The sequence below is a fragment of the Brevundimonas sp. BH3 genome, from assembly GCF_045345115.1.
In the GTDB taxonomy this organism is placed as follows: Bacteria; Pseudomonadota; Alphaproteobacteria; order Caulobacterales; family Caulobacteraceae; genus Brevundimonas.
On the sequence record NZ_CP150796.1, the window covers coordinates 2,928,101 to 2,945,019 of the forward strand.

The following is a 16,919-nucleotide window of genomic DNA, read 5'->3' on the forward strand; positions in this document are numbered from 1 at the left end:
TGTCACACAAAACCTTCCGTCCGAAACGCTAGTCTTCGGCAGAGAAAGGCACGGTCGGTAGTTCCAGTTTCGGTTCCTCGTGACCTTCCAGAGTGCCGACCTTGCTGAGACTGCGTTCCAGTTGGCGAGTGCGGGTGCTGGCCTGATTGACCGTATTGCGGGCACGATCCAGTTGTTCGCCCAGCTTTTCCCAGTGGCCTGCATATTTGCCGAACTCCTGCTTGGCCGCCGCCAGCACCTTCCAGACCTCGCTGGAATGTTTCTGGATCGCCAGAGCGCGGAAGCCCATCTGGAAGCTGTTGAGGAAGGCGGCAAGGTTCGACGGTCCCGCCACCATGACGCGATACTGGTTTTGAATATCGCGGATCAGACCCGGACGGCGGGCGATCTCGGCATAGAGCCCCTCGGTCGGCAGATACATGATTGCCACCTCGGTCGAGTAAGGGGCCTTGATATAGCTGGTCGAGATGATCTTGGCCTGCGCCCGCACGGCGCGTTCCAGAGCTTTGCCCGCGCTTTCGATCAGATCGGTATCCCCGACATCGTGGGCATTGAGCAGGCGCTCATAGTCTTCGTGCGGGAATTTGGCATCGATGGGCAGAAGCACCTGATCGCCCTCCCCTTTGCCCGGCATGACCAGAGCAAACTCGACACGCTGACTGGAAGTCGGATCGATCTGGGCATTTTCGAGATATTGTTCGGGGGCCAGAATGTCTTCCAGAATAGCGCCAAGCTGCATCTCACCCCAGCCGCCGCGCGTTTTGACGTTGGTCAGCACGCGTTTCAGATCGCCCACACCCGAAGCAAGGGTCTGCATTTCGCCCAAGCCCTTGTGCACGGCTTCTAGACGGTCCGAAACCTGTTTGAAGCTTTCGCCCAGACGTTCATTCAGAGTGGACTGAAGCTTTTCGTCCACGGTGGCGCGCATCTGCTCCAGCTTTTCCTCATTGTGCTTGCGCAGGGTCTCGAGGTTCTGGCCCACCGTAACGCGGACTTTTTCAAGCTCTGCCGCCATGGCCTCGCGGCCTTCTTTTTGTTGCAGTTGCAACGTCTCGATCAGCTTGTTCAGGCCCTGATTGGTTTCAGTCAGGCGCTTGTGCTGGCCATCGGCCAGATCGGTGCCGATCTTTTGCTGAAGCTCGGCAAAGCCGGTCAGACGCGTATCCAGACTGGTGGTCAGGGCCGATAGCTGCTGGTTCACCGCACCGGCATTGGAGGTCAGGCTCTGGCTCAGTTCCTGCCGCTGGGTCGAGGCCTTGGCATCGGCTTCCTGACGCATCAGCGCGATTTCGCGGCGAATGGCGGCCTCGACCAGATCGCCCAGATCATCTGAAGATGCAGCGCTCTCTGCGCGTTTGGCAGCCGAAAAGGCCAGAAAGCCCAGTACAGCCGAAACAACGCCCAGAGCCACAGCTGCAAAAAGAAGAATCTCAACCATAATAGACCGACCTTAAATCCCGTTCGGCCATATGGCCTTGCCCCTACGCCAGATACGGACGTCTTGTACCGCTTTATTTAAGCAGGGCGGCGCGCCCGCAAGGCCTGAACAATGGTGCCGTCATCCAGCCAGTCCAACTCACCACCGACCGGCACACCGCGCGCCAGAGAGGTGACCTCGACACCGGCAGATGCAAGTTTCTCAGCCAGATAATGCGCGGTTGTCTGGCCATCAACGGTGGCCGGAAGCGCCAGCACCACCTCTTTGGCCTCTCCGGCTTTGGCGCGTCCGATCAGTTCGCCGACGCGAATCTGGTCGGGGCCGACACCGTCCAGTGCCGACAGCAATCCGCCCAGCACATGGTATTTGCCGCGAAACGCGCCCGAACGCTCCATCGCCCACAGCGCGCCCGCTTCCTCGACCACACAGATCAGGGCGTTGTCGCGGCTGGTATCGGCACAGATGGCGCAGGGGTTACGCGTGTCGGGCGCGGCGCAGACCGAACAGTTGGAAACTTTCTCTGCCGTCTCGGCCATGGCCACCGCCAGCGGCACAAGCAATTGCTCGCGCCGTTTCAGTAGGGCCAATGCCGCCCGACGGGCCGAACGTGGCCCCATCCCCGGCAACTTGGCCAGTAGAGAGATGAGGCGCTCGATTTCCGGCCCGGCAGTGGTCGCCATTAGAACAGCTTCGGCATGCCCGGAATATTCATTCCGGCCATCGGGCCTGCGGCCTCGCGCATCAGGGCGTTGTTCACATCGTCCAGTTTGCGCTTGGCATCGGCATGGGCGGCGACAATCAGGTCGGAGAGGATCTCGCCCTCGCCCGGAGCCATCAGGCTGTCGTCGATTTTAACCGAGGTGATTTCGCCTGCGCCTTTCAGGGCCACAGTCACCAAACCACCACCCGAAGTGCCCACAGCAGTGGATTCGGCCATCTTGGCTTGGGCATCCTGCAGCTTTTGCTGCATGGCCTGAGCCTGTTGCATCAGTGCGTTAAGGTCTTTCATACCCTGCTAGATAAGGTGTTCCGCGATGCCGCTCCAGTCCCCGTGTCACCTATAGGGGGCAAATTAAATCGCTATGGCCTCTTGCGCAGTGCAACAAAGATGCTATCTGCAACATCAACTGTTCTATTTGTGGAGGCCGACATGGCTTTTGACACCGCTCACGATCGTAGCCAGCCTGTCGCCGATCAGGTTCTGGCCCAACTGTTCACCGAAGCCCGCACCCGCAATGCGTGGAGCGACCGTCCGGTTTCGGAAGAGACCCTGCGCAAGCTGTACGATCTGACCAAGTTCGGCCCGACCGGTGCCAATGCTTCGCCGGCACGCTTTGTGTTTGTCACTTCGGAAGCGGGCAAGGATCGTCTGATCCCGCTGCTGAGCGAAGGCAATCAAGGCAAGACCCGTCAGGCTCCGGTGGCTGTGATCGTCGGCTTTGACGTCGATTTCCACGAAACCCTGATCGACCTGTTCCCGCATGCTCCCGGTGCCAAGGACTGGTTCCCGACCCGCGAAGGCCGTCGTGAAAACGCGCACAAGAACTCGACCCTGCAAGCCGGTTACCTGATCAGCGCTGCCCGCGCTCTGGGTCTGGATGTCGGCCCCATGACCGGTTTCGACTTCGGTGCCGTGCAAAAAGAGTTCTTCCCCGAGGGCGATATCGAGGTGAACATGATCATCAACCTCGGCTACGGCACCGACGAGAACCTGTTCCCGCGCTCGCCGCGCCTGTCGTTCGAGCGTGCAGCCCAGATCGTCTGATCCGACACACTCGATAAAAGAAAAGGCCGCTCCGGTTGGGGCGGCCTTTTTTATATTCAGTCCTCGTCCTCGACCGGCTCGCCGTCATCGGGGATGACCGGCGTCTGGATGGCCGGTGCAAGGATGCGGATGTCCTTGATCTCGGCTCCGGGGAAGGCCCCCAGCAAGGAGACAATGAAGGGATCGGTCTCGACGGCCAGACGCTGGGCGGCACGGGCCTTCTTTTCCTTCTCGATCAGGGTCTCGCCACCGCCCTGTCCATTGGCCGCGATCAGCCAAGTGCGGCCGGTCCATTCCTTCAGACGCGAGGCCAGACGCCGCGCCATATCAAAGGGGGCCCCTTCGACCGGCTCATAGGTAATGGCCCCCGGCTTGAAGCTGACGGGGCGCACGAAACGCTCCACGTCCATTTGCAGGGTGATTTCGCGCTTTTCGCCAATCAGAGCCACGACCTGCTCAAAGGTCTGCGGATTGGGCAGCTTGGGAGCCTGCACCGGCTGGACCGCCAGCATGGCCGAATTCCCGCCTCCACCCCCGCGCGGACCACCACCTGCGCCGCCCGAACCACCGCCCGGCACGCCACCGTTCTGGATAGTTTTCAGCGCGTCCTCGGGTGAAGGCAGGTCCGCCGCATAGCTTAGGCGCACAATCGCCATTTCCACCGCATCGGCAGGGTTCGGTGCACGGCGCACCTCGTCCAAAGCCTTCAGCAACATGGACCATGTGCGCGACAGGGTGCCCGCCGAAATGGCAGCCCCCAGCGCCGCCATCTTTTGCGCCTGATCATTGGGCAGGCGCGTGGCGTTCGGGCCCAGCATCTTGGAGACAGACGCCGCGTGGCAATGCTCCAACAGGTCGTTGGTGACCTGAACTGGATCGGCCCCATAGCCATAAAGTGTACGGAAGTTTTCCAGCGCCTCGGCAGTGCGGCCTGCCATGATGGATTCAAACAGGGCAATGGTCTGGGTGCGGTCGGCAAGGCCCAGCATGTCACGGACGGTCGCCGTCTCGACAATCTGGCCGCTTTCGGCCTGCACCAGAGCCTGATCCAGCAAGGACAGGCCGTCACGCACCGAGCCTTCGGCGGCGCGCGAGATCAGGGCCAGCGCTTCCTGCTCGATCTTCATGCCTTCGCGCTCGGCCACGCGGCCAAGGTGGCCGGACAGAATATCCGGCTCGACACGGCGCAGGTCGAAACGCTGACAACGGGACAGGATGGTCACCGGTACCTTGCGGATTTCGGTCGTGGCAAAGATGAATTTAGCGTGGGGCGGCGGCTCTTCCAGCGTTTTCAACAGGGCGTTGAAGGCCGCGGTCGAGAGCATGTGCACCTCGTCCAGCACATAGACCTTGTAGCGGGCCTCGACCGGCGCATAGCGCACGCTTTCGATCAGTTCGCGAATATCGCCCACGCCCGTATGCGAGGCGGCGTCCATCTCGATCACATCCATATGCTGGCCGGACATGATCGCCTTGTCGTGGCGACCATGGGCCGACAGCTCCAGCGACGGACGGTCGATGGTGTCGGTTTCATTATTGAGCGCACGGGCCAGAAGGCGGGCGGTCGTGGTCTTACCCACCCCCCGCACGCCCGTCAGCATAAAGGCATGGGCGATACGGCCCGTGGCAAAGGCATTGGTCAGGGTGCGGACCATGGCCTCTTGACCAATCAGGTCCTCGAAGGTGCGCGGGCGATATTTGCGCGCCAGCACCGTATAGGCTTCGCCATCTTCAGTGGGCGCTTCCTCGATAACAGGCTTGGGCGCTGCCACCGGCTCAGGCGCAGGTGCCGCAGCAGCGGGCGCACCGAACATGTCGTCGGTATTGGGATCACGCTCTTCGACCTCCGCTTCGGGAGTGTCCACGTCCCACGGGGGGCCATCCAGATTGTGATCGTTGTCGCTCATACTTCCAGTCTTAGCGCGAAGGAGGCGGTTTTCGCAGCCCCCTTCGCGCATTTAAACCAGAGAAGTTTTTACAGGTCCGACGGAAGCTGGCCGCCATTGTCGCGGATTTTCTGGATGACCTGTTTATGCAGCCAGATATTCATGCTGGCCGTATCGGATTTGTCACCCGTATAGCCCAGTTCATCCGCCAGTTCCTTGCGCTCGGACAGCGAGCTTTCCATGCCGACCAGTTTCATCAGATCTACAATAGACGTGCGCCAGTTCAGTTTCTGGCTACGCTGCTCGTTCATGAAGTCGAGAATACCGGCCACATCGACATCCTGAATAACCGTCGCAGCAGGTGCGGCCGGAGTTGATGCCGCCGAGGGTGCAGCCGAAGGAGCCGGTGCTGAGGTTGCAGCAGGCGCTGCTGCCTCTTCTTTCTTTTTGAAAATGCCACCGAAAATCTTGCCGAGAATGCTCATGGTTCACTTCCCATTCGGTTGAAGTCAGAACCACACAAGCGGTTATCGAAGGGCCTCGGTTCCCGCTCCGAAAAGCAAAGCTGCGTAACAAATGCTCGTACAGACAGCAGGCAACAAAAAAGCGCCCCGAAATCAGGACGCTGAACAACAGCTATGCAATGAGAGGGTGGAGACCGCGACCCGAAGGTGAATTCGTTGTGGCTGCTGCCTTCCGGCCCTGACCAGATTGGCGAAGCCTTCGCCCGCGATCTCCGAGACGGGATATGCCGTCTGACGGTTCGCAAATCAAGGGGGAAGTACCATTCCCGTTGCAAGCGGTTGCGACTATGTAGGTGACATGGTTCTGCAAAACGCTTTTTCCGGCAATCCCCTCGACCGCGCAGGCGACCTGCGTAACGACAGTGCATGGCTGGCCGCCCAGCGCGATCACCCCGACGCCATGGCCATGGTGGTCTGGGAAGGCCGCCCACTGGTTGAACCGTCCCATGACGGCGAACAACTGGTCTGGCTGTCGCTTAAACACGCACTGGACATGGTGCGCGACCGCGACCTGTTTCTGGGCCTCTGGAAAGAAGCACCCGTCTTTGCCGTCGAATTCGAAGGCTCTATCGACCCGACCCACGGCCCTTGTCAGGGTATGGGACGGTTCATCGAGCTACGCGAAGCCGCTGTGGTGCTTAACGGGGCAGAGGCCGCCATGGCGGGCGAAACGAAGGGCCTGTTCGACTGGCGTCGTCGTCATGGCTTCTGCGCAGCCTGCGGCCATGCCTCCGAACAGGCATCGGGCGGCTGGAAACGGATCTGCGCCAGCTGCCAGACCCAACATTTCCCGCGCGTCGATCCTGTCACCATCATGCTGCCGGTCTTTAACGGCGGTGATGAGCCGCGCTGTCTTCTGGGGCGGCAAGCCCACTGGGAAGCGGGCCGCCACTCGGCGCTGGCGGGCTTTATGGAACCGGGGGAATCCATAGAGGAAGCCTGCGCCCGCGAGGTCAAGGAAGAGGCCGGCTTGCGCGTTGTGGATGTGCGCTATCACTCCAGCCAGCCTTGGCCATTTCCGGCCCAGTTGATGATCGGTCTGATCGCCGAGGTAGCCGATGATAACGCCACCCCCGACCAGACCGAACTGGAAGCCGTTGTCTGGTTGACCCGCAAAGAGGCTCAGGCTGTGCTGTCAGGCACGCATCCGCAGGTACATGCCCCGCCTCCCTATGCCATTGCCCATCAGTTGATCAGCGCCTGGGCCTACGAATAGACGGGCAAAGCCCCCTCAGAGCGAGGCCGCATAGGCGCGTGCGGCCTCAAGGTCTTCGGCATTGTCTACGGACACCGGAGCCTCGTCGATAATGCCGGCCCATATCTGCATGCCCATTTCCAGCGCCCTAAGCTGTTCCAGCTTTTCCCGTTTTTCCAAGGGTGACGGCGGGGCGGCGCAGAAACGGTTCAGCGCATCGCGGCGATAGCCATAGATGCCAACATGGTGCCAGACCGGCCCTTCGCCATACAGATGGGAGCGCGTGAAATAGAGGGCGCGCCCCGAACGGCCTGTGTCATCCAGCGCCAGAACAGCCTTCACCACATCGGGATTGCTGCGCTCGCTGATGTCAGTTTCAGGCGCGACAAGGGTGGCAATGTCGCAAGATGATTCTTTTGCCAGCAATGCCCCACAAATTTTTGCAAGGTCGGGCGAGGCAAACGGCATATCGCCCTGCACATTGATAATCACATCGTGATGGCCATCCGGATCCAGCAGGTCCGCCGCCACGCGAATCCGGTCAGAACCACTGGGCAAGTCGGGGTCGGTCAAAACCGCCTCACCGCCAGCCGCTTGAATGACTTCGACAATTTCTTGATCTCCAGCAGCCACGGCCACGCGGAAACCCGATTTTTTCGCCGCTTCCCACGCGCGGACAATCATCGGTTTACCCCCGATATCCGCCAGTGGCTTGTTCGGCAGACGGGTTGCGGCCAAACGTGCGGGGATCAAAATCAGCGGTGTCATCGACAAAAAGAAGTCCAGATTGGCCCGACAATGTCGTCGGACAGGTTGATAAGGCTGCGCTAGCGTGTCAGAGACGCCAAAGTAGGGAAAACGCCTGAACGCCGCAATGCGGGCGGGGGGCTCATCTAAATACGGGATGTGACGACGCGTATGAGCGGCGATCTGAAGTGGAACAAGATTATGGGTGCGTGCCTTGGCACGGCCTTCGCGATCCTGGTGGTCCAGCAGGTTTCGAGCGCGGTGTATCACACCAAGGCGCCGGAAAAGATGGGCTATTTTGTCGATGCACCGGATGAAGCTGCGGGTGCAGCCGAAGCCGTGCTGCCGATCGACTGGGGGACTGTATTGCCAACGGCTGATGTCGCGGCAGGCCAGGCGGCCTTTGCCCGCTGCGTCGCCTGCCACACCGTCAATGCCGGTGGCGCAACGGGCACCGGCCCGAACCTGCACGGTGTTGTAGGTGGTCCGGTCATGCACGCTGCGGGCTTTGCCTATTCGGACGCCATGGCCAAGCACAAGGCCGAGGCACCGACCTGGGGCTATGACGAACTCGACAAGTTCCTGACCGCACCGGGCCGTTATGTACCGGGCACCAAGATGTCGTTCGCCGGCATCCGTGACGAGCAGACCCGTATCAACCTGATCGCCTATCTGCGTTCGGAAGGTTCGGCTGGTTTTGCTATTCCGGCTCCGGACCCCGCACGCCAACCGGGCGCTGCGGCTCCGGCCGAAGGTGAAGCGGCTCCGGCTGCTGAAGGTGATGCTGCTGCGGCTCCGGCCGAAGGCGCGGCTGCCGAGGCAGCACCGACTGCGGAAGCGGCTCCGGCGGCTTAAGCCAGATACCAGATATGAGAAAGGCGACCTTCGGGTCGCCTTTTTTGTGCCTGTGATGAATATGCGAAAAGCCTAGAGGCGGCGGAAGATCGCGCTTTCAAAGCCATCTGCCACCAGACGCGCCTCGACGTCCGACAGGGCCTCGATCACCACACCGCCGTGAATGCCTGTCGCATGGATGACCTGATCGGCATCCACCATAATGGCCGAATGTCCCGTCCATGACGTGTCAGGGGTCGTCGCTTTCCAGATCACCAGATCGCCACGCACGGCCTCTTCGCGACTGACAGCACGGCCCAGATCGGCCTGAGCATGCGAACGGCGCGGCCCCGGCAGACCACAGGCCAGCAGCGCCTGTTGCACCAGACCCGAGCAATCGGTCTCGACGGACGAGCGCGCCCCAAGGGCATGCGGTCGACCCAGCAGGCGCTCGGCCACAGCCACAGGCTCTTGCTCGAAATCGCCGACCAGTTGCAGATCGTGATCTTCGACCCCTTCGACCGTTTCGGTCACCAGCGCATTGAGCGGCAGCTTGGCCGAAACCGACGCCACACGTCGCGTGGCCAGGGGCGCACCCTTGTCCAGATGTTCCAGAGCCACCCAGCCGACAATGCCGTCACGACGCGCACGCCCGAAAGCGCGATTGCCGCGATATTCCAGCACGTCGAAAATCTCGCCATGCAGGATTTGGTCGATACGTTCGCCGTCGTCGGCAAAAATATCGGCAATCGCCTGTCGGCAATACATGGTGGTCGTGTGGCGGTACGCCTCGGCGCGCACCAGTCCCTCAAGAGCCTGTTCAGCCAGCACAGTCCTCTCCCCGTCCCGAAGGATCAGGGCCGGACCAGGCGGCACAAGGGACTGGAGATCGGACAAACGAAACTCTGATGCAGCTCACACAGGTGAGCTGCCTTTCTAAGCCCCGAAAACAAATCGGATGTTAACGCGCCCCGCGATTTGCAAAACTATACTGCAGATAATGGAACCAGGCCCGCAGGGTCTGGGCTTCACCGCCTTCCGCATAGCCCGCACGGTTGCGCGGATTCCACGCAAATACATCCATATGCGCCCATGATCCGCTCTCAGGGGCAAACTTCTGCAGGAACAGGGCGGCGGTTACCGATCCGGCCTGCGCCCATGCGGCACTGTCGTTGCGGACATCGGCAATCTCGCTGTCCAGCGAAGCATTATAGCCATCCCACAAAGGCATGCGCCACAGTGGATCAGACACAGCCTTGGCCGAAGCGGCTACGCCCGCAGCTAGTGTGTCATCCGCCGTATAAAGCGGCGGAAGCTCCGGCCCCAAGGCAATACGCGCCGCCCCTGTCAGGGTCGCAAAGTCCACCGTCAGATCGGGATTATGCTCGCCCGCGCGGGTCAGTATGTCGGACAGGATCAAACGCCCTTCGGCATCGGTATTGCCAATCTCGATGGTCAGCCCCTTGCGGCTGGACAGGATATCGCCCGGGCGGAAGGCATCAGCCGACACAGCATTTTCAACCGCCGCCACCAGCACCACCAGACGCAGCTTAAGGTCTGACTGCATCACCAGACGGCCCAGCGACAGGGCATGGGCCGCCCCGCCCATATCCTTCTTCATATTGCGCATACCGGCCGCACCTTTCAGGTCCAACCCGCCGGTATCGAACACCACGCCCTTGCCCACCAGCGCCACCAGCGGCCAGTCGGTTTTATCCAGGTTCCAGCCGATCTCGATCACGCGCGGCGCACGCAGTTCGGTCGCCGCACGACCCACGGCATGGACCGCCGGATAGTTTTCTTCCAGAAGCGCATCACCGACGATGACACTGAAGCTGGCGCCGTTTTCTTCAGCAATCTCTCGTCCGATAGTTTCCAGTTGCAGCGGCCCCATGTCCTGTGCGGGCGTATCCACCATTTCGCGTGTCAGGGCACAGGCGGCCACGATGCGGCTCACGGCATCCAGATCAACACCTTCGCCTACCACCAGACGCGCCTGCGGCTTTTCCTTGGACGGTTTGTAGCGGTCAAACACATAGCCCCCCAACCCGAAGGCTACCGCTTCCTGCTGTGCCTCGGCTTCGGACGCCGCACCTACCATCTGCCAGTCCCCTTGGGGCAAACGCGCCGCAAGGCCCCGCAACATCATCGGGTCATAGTTGTTTCCGGTACCAAGAAAGGCCTTGGCCGGTTCGCCCCAAGCATCCGGCACCACCAGCAACTGGCTCGCCTTCGCCGTAAAGCCGTTCACTCGTGCCCATGCAGCCTCGGCATCGCTGAACGCCGCAGTATCGTTGACCTTGAAGATCGGACGCGCCTGATCCGAAACGGATACAAGATTAGGGTTGCGGGCAGAGGCCATGGTCATCTCTTTCACGCCTTAACAGGCATTAACTAGACTTTAGCGCCCATGGTTGCACCTTGAAGGCCACACCCTGAACGCCAGAAGGTTCCGGAACATCCCATGTCGCGCACACGCCGCCTTGCTGCAACCTTAAGTCTGGTTTTAGTGGCTCCTCTTGCCTCTGCAGCCCATGCCCAGAGCGCACCACAGACCTCACCCGTAGCCGAAGCCCCTCCCCCGCGCCTGCCCGCCGATGCTGCCACGCGCGCGGCCTATGAACGTACCGATGCGCTCAGCCGCTCGATCTTCTGGGGTCAGGAAAACACCATCAATCCGATGGACCCTGTGGCCGGCGTGAAGATGGCACAGGCTTTGCGCGAAATGGGCCAATACGATCGCGCGGCCGAAACCGCCGAAAGCGTACTGACGGTTCAACCGCAAAACACCGAGGCCATGCTGGAAATCGGTCGTGCCCATATTGCGCGCGGTCAGGCCTTTTACGGCATTTCCGCGCTGGAACGCGCCCGCGATGCCAGCCGTCGCGACTGGCGTCCCTTGTCGCTTCTAGGCGTCGCCTACCAACAGGTGCGCCGCTTCGACGATGCCAATACGGCATGGCACGCCGCCCTTTCCCTGTCACCGGAACAGCCCGAAGTGCTGACCAATATGGCCATGGCCCGTATGGGGTCAGGGGATATGGCCGAGGCAGAGATTCTGCTACGCCGCGCCGCTGCCCAGCCCAATGCCTCGCTTCAGGTGCGCCAGAATCTGGCTCTGGCGCTCGGGCTTCAAGGCAAGATTTCCGAGGCCGAGACCATTCTGCGCCGCGACCTGCCGCCCGAACTGGTCGATCAAAATCTTGCATGGCTGGCCCAGCGCACCCAGAGCGGGCAAGGCGCAGCCCAGAACACGCCCGCTCCCGCCAGCGCGCCACCCTCCACCGCCCGCAGTTGGGATTCGCTAAACCGCTAAGGCAAACCGGCTTTAATTTTCAGCTCCAAAGGCCTATCTGTCTATTCGTGATCGACGACCTTTACAGCGCCCGTATCCTGTCGCTTGCGGCCAACCTGCCGCATGCAGGACGCCTGTCTGCGCCCGAGGGCACCGGCGAGAAGATCGCCAAGCTGTGTGGCTCGCGTGCGACTATTGATGTCATCCTCGACGATAAGGCCCGCGTCAAAGACTTCGCACAGGACGTCAAAGCCTGCGCCCTCGGCCAAGCCGGAGCGGGCGTGGTCGGCGAAGCGGCTATAGGTAGCAGCCTTGCCGAAATCGAAGCCGCCCGCGATGCCATGCTGGCCATGCTGAAATCAGGTGGTGAAGGCCCTGACAACCGGTTTGAAGGTCTGCGTATTCTCAAACAGGTCGCCGACTATCCGGCCCGCCATGCGTCCTCGATGGTCGCCATCGAAGCCCTGCTGGAAGCGGTGCGCGAAGCGATGGCCAAACACCACACAAATACACGAACTCGCATCGCCGGTGCGGCGTGAGGCCATGCGCGGTTGAAACCCCTGCTCTGAAAGGGGATAAGACCGGCAACCATCCTCAGCAGCCTCCGGCGAAGGGACATATGTCTCTCTATGAACGCGGCGTCCGCGCAGCCCATCGGGGCTATAAGGTCACGCTGTCACCCCTGATCGGCCAGCAGTGCCGCTTCCTGCCGACCTGTTCGGATTATGGGCGCGATGCACTGATCCAGCATGGTCCGGTTCGCGGGGGGTGGCTGACTGTACGCCGTCTCTGTAAATGCCATCCATTCGGCGGGTCGGGTTACGACCCCGTCCCTCCAGTTAAGACCAAACCATGATCAACCTGACCTTCCCAGACGGCGCCGTCCGCCAATACCCAGCCGGTTCGACGGGCTTTGACGTCGCCGCTGCCATCTCGCCTTCGCTGGCGAAAAAAGCCGCCCTTGTCGTGTGGAACGGCGAGCAGCGCGACCTGCACCGCGAGATCGAAGGCGACGGCGAATTCCGTCTGCTGATGCGCGACGACGCCGAAGCGCTGGAAACCATCCGCCACGACGCCGCCCACGTTCTGGCGCAGGCCGTGCAGGAACTGTTCCCGGGCACCCAGGTCACCATCGGCCCGTCGATCGAAGACGGCTTCTATTACGACTTCGCCCGCGACGAGCCTTTCTCGACCGACGACTTCCCCAAGATCGAAAAGAAGATGGCCGAGATCATTGATCGCGGTGCCAAGCTGGAACGTCAGGTCTGGAACCGCGACGAAGCCATCGCCCACTTCGAAAAGATCGGCGAGGAATATAAGGCCGAGCTGATCCGCGACCTGCCGGAATCGGAAACCATCACCGTCTATAAACAAGGTGAGTGGGCCGATCTGTGCCGTGGTCCGCACTTCCCGACCACCAAGTTCGTCGGCAAGGCCTTCAAGCTGACCAAGCTGGCCGGTGCCTATTGGCGCGGCGACAGCAACCGTGCGCAGTTACAGCGCATTTACGGCACGGCATGGGCCACCAAGGAAGACCTCGACGCCTATCTGCTGCGCATCGAAGAAGCCGAGAAGCGCGATCACCGCAAGCTGGGCCGCTCGATGGAGCTGTTCCACATGCAGGAAGAGGGCCGCGGCATGGTCTTCTGGCACCCCAAGGGCTGGGTGCTGTGGCGCGTCCTCGAGGCCTATATGCGCCGCCGTCTGGACGCCGCAGGCTATGTCGAGGTGAAAACCCCGCAGGTTCTGGACCGCAAATTCTGGGAAGCCTCGGGCCACTGGGACAAGTACCGCGCCAACATGTTTGTGTGCGAAACGGTCGAGGGTGAAACCCTGTCGCTGAAGCCGATGAACTGCCCGGGTCACGTGCAGATCTTCGATCAGGGCCAGCGTTCGTACCGCGAACTGCCGCTGCGCATGGCCGAGTTCGGCGCCTGCCACCGCTATGAGCCGTCGGGCTCACTGCATGGCCTGATGCGCGTGCGCGGCTTCACCCAAGACGACGCCCACATCTTCTGCCGCGAAGACCAGATCGTCGAAGAGACGTCCAACTTCATCAAGCTGGCCCGCTCGGTCCACGCCGACCTTGGCATGGAAACCAAATACATCTCGCTCGGCACCCGTCCGGAAACCCGCGCTGGCACCGAAGAGTTCTGGGACAAGGCCGAGGCCCAAATGCTCGAGGCCTCGCGTGCCGCGGGCACCGAGCCGGTCGTCACCGAGGGCGACGGTGCCTTCTATGCGCCCAAGCTGGACTTCATCGTCAAGGACGCCATCGGTCGTGAATGGACCTGTGGCACGATCCAGCTGGACTATGTCCTGCCGGAACGTCTGGATGCGACCTACATCGCCGAAGATGGCCAGAAGCACCGTCCGGTCATGCTGCACCGCGCGATCCTCGGCTCGTTCGAGCGTTTCATCGGCATCATGATCGAGAACTATGCCGGTGCCTTCCCGCTGTGGCTGGCCCCGACGCAGGCTGTGGTGACCACCATCACCTCGGACGCCGACGGCTATGCCGAGGAAGTTCTCGCCAAGTTCAAGGCTGCTGGCCTGCGCACCGAGATCGATCTTCGCAACGAGAAGATCAACTACAAGATCCGCGAGCACTCGGTGAACAAGGTGCCGGTCATCGCCGTCGTCGGCCGCAAGGAAGCCGAAGAAGGCAAGGTCGCCATCCGCCGCTTTGGCTCTCAAGCCCAAACGATCGTCACGATCGAAGAAGCTATCGCCATGCTGACCGACGAAGCTCTGGCCCCCGACCTGAAACGCATCCGCGACGGCGTCGAACACGACATCTAAGGCCGGATATGCCCGATACAGAAAAGCCGCCGAGGGAAACCCCGGCGGCTTTTTTGTTAATCCGCTCGGACTGCACCTAGAACTTCATGGCCGACACCAAAAGTCCACTTTAGCTCTTCCGCTATCTGTCGAAGGCACGCTTCCAATACAAATGGGACCGGACCACCATCGTCAACTTCATTCGGCGCGATCCTAAAGCCTAGTTCGCTCGACAAAAGCGCCGATATTTCCGCATCCTCAACGTTAAGGTCGAAATGTGCTCCGCCGTTTATGTCTCGTACGACCCTAACTAGCTTCTCACGGCTATATTCGTACCCTGAGTTCCTAATCACAACTTCGGACCACCAATCTTTAAAAGATAGCGGGCGAACTTGAGTGCCACTTGAAAGGCCGATTGGGTGGAGTTCGATCGTCCAAACATTTGGCTCGATGTGCTCCAACTTGCATTGGATTAGCGGTAGCCCATCATCGTTTTCGGAAATGGACGACACAAACTGAAGCTTGTCTTGTATCTCTAGTGCATCACATATCGAGGTGTGACGTTTCATGCCGCGTCCAATAAGCATGAACATCGCATTGGCTATACGCGCCGCTTCATGCTTCGCGCCCTCGTCATAGCGAACGCACGATGAGTTGAAGAACTCGCTTTGTGCGTTGAACGCACTAATCACATCTCGTTTGGTTCGCGTGTAGGCTGTCATGGCAAGCCCCCCTGCAACGCTATATAGCTCCTCCCTTGCTTGCGGGGGAGGGGGACCACGAAGTGGTGTGGGGGCTAGGCGACGTAAACTGCTCCCTCCGTCACGGTGCGAGGCACCGCGACACCTCCCCCGCTGACGCAAGGGAGGAGAGACATTCGTAATCCTCCGACGGAGCCCCGCAAAGCGGGCGTAGATCGGGGGATCCAGCGGCACAGGAAGGTGAGCTTTCGCCGCCCTGCCCGCCGGTTTCGCGCTATCGCGCGCCGCTGGGTCCTCCGGTCAAGCCGGAGGATGACGGCAGTCAAAGGTTAGATATGGATCGCGTGGCCCAGAGCGCGCAGGCTGGCCTCGTGGAAGGCTTCGCCGAGGGTCGGGTGGACGTGGATGGTGCCGGCGACGTCTTCCAGCACAGCGCCCATTTCCAGCATCTGGGCGAAGCTGTTGGACAGTTCACTGACGTGCTGGCCGACGGCCTGGATACCCAGTAGGCGGTGATCGTGCTTGTCAGCGATCACGCGCACAAAGCCGCCGTCCTCGCCTGCCTCGATGGCCAGCGCACGACCGATAGCGGCAAACGGGAAGACCGCCTGAATGACATCGTCGCGGCCTTCAACGTCCGAAACGCCCAGACCTGCCGAGACGATTTCCGGCTCGGTAAAGCAGACAGCGGCGATGGTGGTCGGATCGAAACGCTTGTTGTGGCCCGCGATGATCTCGGCCACGACCTCACCCTGCGCCGAGCCCTTGTGCGCTAGCATGGGTTCGCCGGTCAGGTCGCCGATGGCCCAGACGTTCTTCATCGAGGTGGCGCAGCGGTCGTCGATCTTCACGAACGGGCCGTCCATGGCCACGCCCATATTCTCCAGACCCCAACCCTTGGTGCGAGCGCGACGGCCCACGGTGACCAGCACCTTGTCGGCAGCCAGTTGCAGCGGGTTGCCGTCCTTGTCCGTGACGTTCAGCTTACCGTCACCGAAACCACCGGCGCGGGCACCCAGCATCAGCTCGACACCGTGACGCTCCAGCCATTTGGCGACCGGATCGGTCAGGGCCTTGTCGTACAGCGGCAGGATGCGGTCGGCCATTTCCACAATGGCGACTTCCGCGCCCAGTTTGCGGAAGGCAATGCCCAGTTCCAGACCGATATAGCCACCGCCGACGACGACCAGCTTTTTCGGTACGTCCGGCAGGGAAAGGGCTTCGGTCGAGGAAATGACGTCACCACCGAACGGCAGGAACGGCAGCTCGACCGGCTCCGAACCCGTCGCCAGAATAACGTGTTCGGCGGTGATGCGGATGTCGCCATCCTCGGTCGCTACGATGCAGGTCTTGGCGTCTTCGAACGTGGCCCAGCCCTTGACGACCTTGACCTTGGCTTTCTTCAGCAGGGCAGAAACGCCGCCGTTCAGCTTCTTGACGATGCCGTCCTTCCACTCGACCGTCTTCTTCAGGTCGATGGCGGGAGCGGACGCGGTGATGCCCAACGTGCCAGCGTCAGACGCCGCCTTGGCGACAGTTTCATACTTGCCCGCCGCATGGATGATCGCCTTGGACGGGATGCAGCCCACGTTCAGGCAGGTGCCGCCGAGACCAGCGGACGCATCCACCAGCACGGTCTCCAGACCCAGCTGCCCGCAACGGATACCGGCCACATAGCCGCCCGTGCCCGCGCCGATGATCAGGACTTTGGTTTTGATCTGCTGCATCACACTCTCCGCTCATCCCCGCGGAG

Annotated in this window: 17 protein-coding genes and 1 other RNA gene; 7 read left to right on the forward strand and 11 right to left on the reverse strand. The window is 61.2% G+C overall.

The features are described 5' to 3' along the window. Positions 1-28: 28 nt before the first annotated feature. The 3 genes from rmuC to WEU32_RS14280 all read right to left on the reverse strand — a co-directional run bounded on the left by rmuC (position 29) and on the right by WEU32_RS14280 (position 2,447). The gene (gene rmuC, locus WEU32_RS14270; protein WP_406852361.1) at positions 29-1,438 is read right to left on the reverse strand and encodes a DNA recombination protein RmuC; all 1,410 of its coding nucleotides are present in this window, start codon (positions 1,436-1,438) and stop codon (positions 29-31) included. Between the two features lie 77 nt (positions 1,439-1,515). Further along, on the reverse strand, positions 1,516-2,118 hold the full coding sequence (gene recR, locus WEU32_RS14275) for a recombination mediator RecR (RefSeq protein WP_312138319.1): 603 nt from the start codon (positions 2,116-2,118) through the stop codon (positions 1,516-1,518). After that, positions 2,118-2,447: a YbaB/EbfC family nucleoid-associated protein gene (locus tag WEU32_RS14280; RefSeq protein WP_312138320.1), complete on the reverse strand. Its 330-nt coding sequence runs from the start codon at positions 2,445-2,447 to the stop codon at positions 2,118-2,120. Before WEU32_RS14280 ends, recR begins: the two co-directional genes overlap by 1 nt. Positions 2,448-2,588: 141 nt before the next feature. On the opposite strand from WEU32_RS14280, the gene WEU32_RS14285 reads away from it, so the two are divergent. After that, positions 2,589-3,203: a malonic semialdehyde reductase gene (locus WEU32_RS14285; RefSeq protein ID WP_406852362.1), complete on the forward strand. Its 615-nt coding sequence runs from the start codon at positions 2,589-2,591 to the stop codon at positions 3,201-3,203. A gap of 56 nt (positions 3,204-3,259) precedes the next feature. Here the strand turns inward: WEU32_RS14285 and WEU32_RS14290 are convergent, their stop codons facing one another. From WEU32_RS14290 to ffs, 3 genes are all read right to left on the reverse strand, one after another. After that, entirely contained in the window at positions 3,260-5,110 is a 1,851-nt protein-coding gene (locus WEU32_RS14290) for a DNA polymerase III subunit gamma/tau (RefSeq protein WP_312814334.1), read from the reverse strand. A 68-nt stretch (positions 5,111-5,178) separates the two neighbouring features. Further along, the gene (locus tag WEU32_RS14295; protein ID WP_312138324.1) at positions 5,179-5,574 is read right to left on the reverse strand and encodes a DUF3597 domain-containing protein; all 396 of its coding nucleotides are present in this window, start codon (positions 5,572-5,574) and stop codon (positions 5,179-5,181) included. 162 nt (positions 5,575-5,736) lie between these two features. After that, an RNA gene (ffs, locus tag WEU32_RS14300) (signal recognition particle sRNA small type) lies at positions 5,737-5,830 on the reverse strand. An 81-nt stretch (positions 5,831-5,911) separates the two neighbouring features. Between ffs and nudC the strand changes: the two genes are divergently transcribed. Beyond that, positions 5,912-6,829: an NAD(+) diphosphatase gene (gene nudC / locus WEU32_RS14305; RefSeq protein ID WP_406852363.1), complete on the forward strand. Its 918-nt coding sequence runs from the start codon at positions 5,912-5,914 to the stop codon at positions 6,827-6,829. A gap of 15 nt (positions 6,830-6,844) precedes the next feature. Here nudC and WEU32_RS14310 read toward each other — a convergent pair whose 3' ends face one another. Next, entirely contained in the window at positions 6,845-7,576 is a 732-nt protein-coding gene (locus WEU32_RS14310; protein ID WP_406852364.1) for a 3-deoxy-manno-octulosonate cytidylyltransferase, read from the reverse strand. Between the two features lie 150 nt (positions 7,577-7,726). Between WEU32_RS14310 and WEU32_RS14315 the strand changes: the two genes are divergently transcribed. Beyond that, positions 7,727-8,410, forward strand: coding sequence for a cytochrome c family protein (locus tag WEU32_RS14315; RefSeq protein ID WP_312138329.1), 684 nt, complete (start codon positions 7,727-7,729; stop codon positions 8,408-8,410). A gap of 72 nt (positions 8,411-8,482) precedes the next feature. Here the strand turns inward: WEU32_RS14315 and WEU32_RS14320 are convergent, their stop codons facing one another. Next, complete coding sequence (locus tag WEU32_RS14320; RefSeq protein WP_406852365.1) at positions 8,483-9,286, reverse strand: NlpC/P60 family protein; 804 nt, start codon at positions 9,284-9,286, stop codon at positions 8,483-8,485. 64 nt (positions 9,287-9,350) lie between these two features. After that, positions 9,351-10,751, reverse strand: a complete 1,401-nt coding sequence (locus WEU32_RS14325; protein ID WP_406852366.1) for a leucyl aminopeptidase family protein — start codon at positions 10,749-10,751, stop codon at positions 9,351-9,353. A gap of 102 nt (positions 10,752-10,853) precedes the next feature. Between WEU32_RS14325 and WEU32_RS14330 the strand changes: the two genes are divergently transcribed. From WEU32_RS14330 to thrS, 4 genes are all read left to right on the forward strand, one after another. Next, complete coding sequence (locus WEU32_RS14330; RefSeq protein ID WP_406852367.1) at positions 10,854-11,705, forward strand: tetratricopeptide repeat protein; 852 nt, start codon at positions 10,854-10,856, stop codon at positions 11,703-11,705. Between the two features lie 47 nt (positions 11,706-11,752). Then, a complete protein-coding gene (locus WEU32_RS14335) occupies positions 11,753-12,223 on the forward strand; it encodes an iron-sulfur cluster assembly scaffold protein (RefSeq protein ID WP_406852368.1) in 471 nt (156 codons plus the stop codon). 80 nt (positions 12,224-12,303) lie between these two features. Continuing rightward, entirely contained in the window at positions 12,304-12,540 is a 237-nt protein-coding gene (yidD, locus tag WEU32_RS14340; protein WP_167178347.1) for a membrane protein insertion efficiency factor YidD, read from the forward strand. Continuing rightward, the gene (thrS, locus tag WEU32_RS14345) at positions 12,537-14,486 is read left to right on the forward strand and encodes a threonine--tRNA ligase (RefSeq protein ID WP_406852369.1); all 1,950 of its coding nucleotides are present in this window, start codon (positions 12,537-12,539) and stop codon (positions 14,484-14,486) included. The genes yidD and thrS overlap by 4 nt, the downstream gene beginning before the upstream one ends. Positions 14,487-14,542: 56 nt before the next feature. On the opposite strand, the gene WEU32_RS14350 is transcribed toward thrS, so the two are convergent. Together WEU32_RS14350 and lpdA are read right to left on the reverse strand one after the other, a co-directional pair. Further along, positions 14,543-15,187, reverse strand: coding sequence for a hypothetical protein (locus WEU32_RS14350; protein ID WP_406852370.1), 645 nt, complete (start codon positions 15,185-15,187; stop codon positions 14,543-14,545). A gap of 308 nt (positions 15,188-15,495) precedes the next feature. Continuing rightward, entirely contained in the window at positions 15,496-16,893 is a 1,398-nt protein-coding gene (gene lpdA / locus WEU32_RS14355; RefSeq protein WP_406852371.1) for a dihydrolipoyl dehydrogenase, read from the reverse strand. Positions 16,894-16,919 lie beyond the last annotated feature (26 nt).